The sequence below is a fragment of the Pseudoroseomonas cervicalis ATCC 49957 genome (genome assembly GCF_000164635.1).
GTDB classification, from domain to species: domain Bacteria; phylum Pseudomonadota; class Alphaproteobacteria; order Acetobacterales; family Acetobacteraceae; genus Pseudoroseomonas; species Pseudoroseomonas cervicalis.
In genome coordinates, this window is sequence record NZ_GG770778.1 from 453,280 (window position 1) to 456,960 (window position 3,681).

Consider the following 3,681-nt stretch of genomic DNA (forward strand, 5'->3'; position numbering starts at 1 on the left):
GGCGGCTGGCCTCCGCCTCGCGCCGCTGCTGCCGCGCCTCGGCCGGTGGCGCCAGCGCGGCGCCCCCGATTCCCAGGCAAAGCAGCGCCAGACCGGCCGCGCGCAGCAGCCTTCCCCGTCCCATCCGCATGGCCCCCGGCCCCCCTTCGATCCCCCTTGGCCGCACGGGCCATGACACAACGCCCCCTTCAGATGGGGAGGCCGGTGTTCACCGGACACCAGCATTCCCGTGCAACACTCGGGGAGCAGGCCTGCCCCCGCTGCAGGGTCGCAGAAACGGGGTTTCCGGCCTACATTGGGCCTTCAAGGCAGATGCAAGCCCGCCGCGCGCCAGCCCGGCGGGCCACCAGGGAACAGTGAACACATGTCTGATGCGGTGCGGCTGACGCGCCTTCCGAACGGCCTGACCATCGTCTCCGAGACCATGCCACGGGTCGAGACGGTCTCGATCGGCGCCTATGTCCATGCCGGCACGCGCGACGAATCCGCCGCCGAGAATGGCGCCTCCCACTTCCTCGAGCACATGGCCTTCAAGGGCACGGCGCGGCGCGACGCCGCCGCCATCGCCCGCGAGATCGAGAATGTCGGTGGCCACCTGAACGCCTACACGGCGCGGGAGAACACCGCCTACTACGCCAAGGTGCTGAAGGAGGACATGCCGCTGGCCGCCGACATCATCGGCGACATCCTGACGCATTCCACCTTCATCCCCGAGGAGATGGAGCGCGAGCGCGGCGTCATCCTGCAGGAGATCGGCCAGGCGAACGACACGCCGGACGACATCGTGTTCGACCATTTCCAGGCCACCGCCTTCCCCGAGCAGCCGATGGGCCGCCCGACGCTGGGCACCGAGACCACGGTGGGCGGCATGGGGCGTGAGGTGCTGACCGGCTATATGCGCCGCCATTACGGGCCGAGCCGCATGGTCGTCGCCGCCGCCGGCGCGCTGGAGCATGAGAAGCTGGTCGAGCTGGTCGGCCGGCATTTCGCCGACCTGCCGCTGGTCTCGCCGAGCCCGGCCGAGACCGCCCGCTATGGCGGCGGCGAGTTCCGCGAGGAGCGCGACCTCGACCAAGTCCATGTCGTGCTGGGCTTCGAGGGGCCGGCGGTCGCGACGGCGGGCCACTACCCGGCCATGCTGCTCTCCACCCTGCTCGGCGGCGGCATGTCCTCGCGCCTGTTCCAGGAGATCCGGGAGAAGCGCGGCCTCGTCTACTCGATCTACTCCTTCACCCAGATGTTCCGCGACAGCGGCCTCTTCGCCCTCTACGCCGGCACCGGCGAGGAGCAGGCGGCCGAGCTGGTCCCGGTGGCGCTGGAGGAGCTGCGCCGCGTGCAGCACGACGTCACCCAGGAGGAGCTGGACCGCGCCAAGGCGCAGCTGCGCGCCTCGGTGCTGATGTCCCTCGAATCCACCGGCAGCCGCTGCGAGCAGCTGGCGCGGCAGATCCAGGTGCATGGCCGCATCATCCCGGTCGAGGAGACCAAGGCGAAGATCGCGGCCGTGACGGTCGACCAGGTGCAGGCGGTGGCGGCGCAGATCTTCCGCTCCCGCCCGACGCTGGCGGCGCTCGGCCCGGCCGGCAAGGTGCCGGGCCTGCCCAGCATCGCGGAAAAGCTCGCCGCATGAACCGGCTCGACCGGCTCGACGCCCTGCTCGCCGCCGCAAGCGCGGCGGGGGCGGAGGCGGCGGATGCGCTGCTGGCCACCGGCGCCTCGCTCTCCGTGCAGCGCCGCCTGGGCCAGGTCGAGCATCTGGAACGCTCCGAGGGGCTGGATCTCGGCCTGCGGGTCTTTGTCGGCCGCCGCCAGGCCATCGTCTCGGCCACCGACGCCGATCCGCGCGGCTTCCAGGCCCTGGCCGAGCGCGCCGTCGCCATGGCCCGCGCCGTGCCGGAGGATGCGTTCGGCGGCCTGGGCGAGCACCACCCCTACACCCCGGTCGACCTCGAGCTGAACGACCCGGCCGAGCCGGATGCCGACGCGCTGCTGGCCCGCGCGGCGCTGGCCGAGGAGGCCGCGCTCTCCCACGCCGGCATCGCCAGCGTGGAGGCCGAGGCCGGCTTCTCCCGCAGCGAGATCGCACTCGCCACCAGCCAGGGCTTCCGCGGCGAATATGCCCGCAGCGGCCATTCCATCTCGGTCACCGCCGTCGCCGGCCAAGGCACCGGCATGGAGCGCGACTACGACTACAGCAGCGCGGTCCACTTGGCCGATCTGGAAGAGGCCGCCGGCCTTGGCCATGCCGCCGCCAGCCGGGCGCTGCGCCGGCTGAACCCGGCCCGGCCGGCCACCGCGAAGCGCAGCGTGGTCTATGACCCGCGCGTGGCGGCCTCGCTGCTCGGCCATCTGGTGGGCGCGCTGAACGGCGCCAGCGTGGCGCGCGGCACCTCCTTCCTGCGCGACCGCATGGGGCAGGCGGTGCTGGCCCCGGGCCTGACGGTGCGCGACGATCCGCGCCGCCGCCGGGGCCTGCGCTCCCGCCCCTTCGACGGGGAGGGCATGCCGACCGCGCCGCTGGCGCTGGTCGAGGATGGCGTGCTGGCCAGCTGGGTGCTGGATGCGCGCAGCGCGCGGCAGCTCGGCCTGCGCTCCACCGGCCATGCCAGCCGTGGCGTTTCCGGCCCGCCCTCGCCGGCGACCACCAACCTGTGGCTGGAGGGCGGCCAGGGCACGCCCCAGGCGCTGATGGCCGACATCGCCGAGGGCATCTATGTCACCGAGCTGATCGGCATGGGGGTGAACGGCGTCACCGGCGATTACAGCCGTGGCGCCGCCGGCTTCATGATCCGGGGCGGCGAGATCGCCGAGCCGGTCTCCGGCATCACCATCGCCGGCAATCTGAAAGACATGCTGCTGCGGCTGCGCGCGGCGGGGGATCTCACCTTCCGCCGGGGCATGGATGCGCCGACGCTGCGGATCGATGATCTGACGGTCGCCGGGAGTTAGCGGGGGCTTTGCCCCCGCGCCCCCACCGGGGTGGCAGGGCCACCCCGGACCCCGCCTTCAGTTTGGCGCCAACAGATGGCGGGGTCTGGGGGGACCCTGTCCCCCCAGCGGGGGTTCAGGGGGCGGAGCCCCCTGCCGCCCAAGTCTTGAAGGGCGCGAACGCCGCCGCCACCCGCCGGTAGATCGGCTGGCGGAAGCTCACCACGATCTCCGGCACCTCTTCCAGCGCCGCCCAGCGCCAAGCGCTGAATTCCGGATGCGGGTCCTGGTCCAGCCGGATTTCCGACTCATCCCCGGTGAAGCCGAGGGCGAACCATTTCTGGCTCTGCCCGCGATAGCGGCCGCGCAGCGCCTTGCCCACCAGTTCCGGCGGCAGGTCGTAATTCAGCCACTCCGGCACCTCGCCCAGGATGCGGGCGCTGGCGGTGCCGATCTCCTCGCGCAGCTCGCGCAGCACGGCCTCGGCGGGGTCCTCGCCCGCGTCCAGCCCGCCCTGTGGCCATTGCCAGGCGGCTTCGGCCACATCGGCGCGGCGGGCGATCAGCACGCGCCCGTCGCGGTGGAACAGCACGGCGCCGACATTGCGGCGATAGGGCAGCTCGGCGGTCATCGGGACTCTCAGCGGGCGGCGGAAGGGGCGGGGCCGGGCGAGCGCGTCAGCGCGCTGGCGGGGGCCAGCACCAGGCCGCGCGCCTCCAGCCCGGCGGCCCAGGCGGCGATGCGGTCGACCAG

Annotated in this window: 3 protein-coding genes; 2 read left to right on the top strand and 1 reads right to left on the bottom strand. The window is 72.9% G+C overall.

The window, feature by feature from the left end; genetic code table 11:
* Window positions 1-364 precede the first annotated feature (364 nt).
* On the top strand, window positions 365-1,630 hold the full coding sequence (locus HMPREF0731_RS09315) for a M16 family metallopeptidase (protein ID WP_007003850.1): 1,266 nt from the start codon (window positions 365-367) through the stop codon (window positions 1,628-1,630).
* Window positions 1,627-2,949, top strand: a complete 1,323-nt coding sequence (locus HMPREF0731_RS09320; RefSeq protein ID WP_007003851.1) for a TldD/PmbA family protein — start codon at window positions 1,627-1,629, stop codon at window positions 2,947-2,949. Before HMPREF0731_RS09315 ends, HMPREF0731_RS09320 begins: the two co-directional genes overlap by 4 nt.
* 115 nt (window positions 2,950-3,064) lie before the next feature.
* On the opposite strand, the gene HMPREF0731_RS09325 is transcribed toward HMPREF0731_RS09320, so the two are convergent.
* Window positions 3,065-3,559, bottom strand: a complete 495-nt coding sequence (locus HMPREF0731_RS09325) for an RNA pyrophosphohydrolase (RefSeq protein ID WP_007003852.1) — start codon at window positions 3,557-3,559, stop codon at window positions 3,065-3,067.
* Window positions 3,560-3,681: the final 122 nt, after the last annotated feature.

Bases quoted from the DNA above. Each gene is read 5' to 3' on its own strand.
- HMPREF0731_RS09315 (WP_007003850.1), top strand. From the start codon at position 365: ATGTCTGATGCGGTGCGGCTGACGCGCCTTCCGAACGGCCTGACCATC.
- HMPREF0731_RS09320 (WP_007003851.1), top strand. From the start codon at position 1,627: ATGAACCGGCTCGACCGGCTCGACGCCCTGCTCGCCGCCGCAAGCGCG.
- HMPREF0731_RS09325 (WP_007003852.1), bottom strand. From the start codon at position 3,559: ATGACCGCCGAGCTGCCCTATCGCCGCAATGTCGGCGCCGTGCTGTTC.